This window comes from Pseudoalteromonas sp. SR45-5, from assembly GCF_014163565.1.
Lineage (GTDB): Bacteria > Pseudomonadota > Gammaproteobacteria > Enterobacterales > Alteromonadaceae > Pseudoalteromonas > Pseudoalteromonas distincta.
This window is the reverse complement of record NZ_JACJDN010000730.1, coordinates 1-1,809: the sequence shown is the minus strand read 5'-3', so window position 1 is coordinate 1,809 and position 1,809 is coordinate 1. Positions and strand designations below refer to the sequence as shown.

Annotated in this window: 2 protein-coding genes; both read right to left on the bottom strand. The window is 38.2% G+C overall.

Features of this window, described 5'->3' with window-relative positions:
- On the bottom strand, positions 1 to 1,527 hold a 1,527-nt coding region (gene mshL, locus H5072_RS18445; protein WP_182694388.1), incomplete at its 3' end, for a pilus (MSHA type) biogenesis protein MshL.
- On the bottom strand, positions 1,511 to 1,795 hold the full coding sequence (locus H5072_RS18440) for an agglutinin biogenesis protein MshK (RefSeq protein ID WP_182694389.1): 285 nt from the start codon (positions 1,793 to 1,795) through the stop codon (positions 1,511 to 1,513). The genes mshL and H5072_RS18440, both read right to left, overlap by 17 nt.
- Positions 1,796 to 1,809: the final 14 nt, after the last annotated feature.

Here is a 1,809-nt window from a genome sequence, read left to right as displayed (position 1 = left end):
AAATAAATTGCCAAATAGTGGGATATCACCCAACACGGGGGTTTTTGATTCTTCATCCTGTGTTGATGTTTGCATCAAACCACCAATAACCACTATTTCGCCACTTTGAGCGCGAATAACAGTATCTGATTCTCGAATGTTACTTTGTGCTAGAGGCAACTCAAAACGTTGATCGTCTAATGTAATTACTTTTAGCTGCTCTTCTGTTTCAGTTACTGAAGGGTGAACATGCAAAATAACTGAGCCGTACTTGTCAATTTGCGGCGTTACATCAAGGGCAATACCAGAAAAGAACGGCGTTAAATCAATTTCAGGCGAGGTCGTTGTAGCAGTACCCGTTACCGTCGTACTTGATACATTAGTAACAAAATATTCGTCTTGCCCTACTTTTATAACTGCTTTTTGATTGTTTGTAGCGGTAACTCGAGGGTTAGATAGCATTTGCACATCACCTTGCGTTTCAAGCAAATTAATAACCCCGTTAAAGTCTCCTTTTTGAATGGTTAGCGATGACGCTCCACCAATTGCGGCTGAAATACTATTACTAATAGTAGAACCCGCTGTTGTAGCAAACGAAATACCGCCTTCTAAACCACTCGCTATACGCTCCCAGTTAACTCCCTGTTGGTACTCATCTTTTAAAGTTACTTCTATTATTTTTGCTTCTAGAATAACTTGGCGTTGCAGGTTTTCTTGGCTTTGACGCAAAAACTCTTTTAGCTGACTAATTTCGCTTGGTAATGCATTTACGGTTACCAAACTAGCTTGTGGGCTTGCAACAACATAGCGCCCATCGCTTGCGCCAATTAAAGACTTAAGGGCGACTTCTAATTCTTTCCAAAAGTCATTTTTATTAATTGTTTGGATTCGAGAACCGTTTAAATCTAAGCTTTGATTATCGCCGCCAAACTCATTATTTTGCTGGTTACTACTACCTGAACTTGAACCATTCGAACTACTGCCACTTTGTGCAAATTGACTAACCCCACCAGCAACCACACTCACTGTAGACTGACCATGGCGCTGCATCATTAAATAATTTACAGGTATTGTTTCTGTGCGCATTTTGGCTGGCAGTACTTGTACTATTCGTCCTTCATTAACAATATCTAAAGGATACATACGCTTAATAACAGCAATGACTTCATTAAAAGTAACGCTTTTAAGATTTAAACTAATTGTGCCATTTACCTCAGGATGCACAGCAACACTAAAAGGCGTATCGTCTGTTAAGCCTGCAAAAAAGGCGCCTATTTCAACGTCATTAGCGGCTACATCAAAACGCTTTATAGATAAATCATCACTTATAGTTTGCTCATTATTTATTGATGATAGTAGGCTTTGGGTAAGCTCACTCGGCATCTGTAAAGGCGCAATCGCTTTAGTATCTACAGGCTTTTCAGCCAGCTCTTGTTCTATATGAGTTTTAACCTCTTTACCTGGTTTAAAGCTATGGCACGCAGTTAAAAATGTAGGTAACAATAGAAGAACAAGCCACGGATGAGATAAATTATTTTTTAATTTCATAGTCATATAATTCTAATTTTATTTGTTTATCATCATTTGCTAACACAACCTGTTTTGAGTTAATGCTTAGCATCCGAAAATCGTCTACAGCATCACCGACTCGATAAATATGGCCTGAAATAATGGCCTTAAATGCTGTACTGTTTTTAATAATAGATTGCAATTTAAGTTCTGTGTTTTGAGTTACACTCTTGTTGTTATTTACATACATATTTGGTTGAGTAGGATCGCGTAATTGCGCTAATGCACTGGGTGCGAAAGTGAACAAAAGTAATAAAAAAC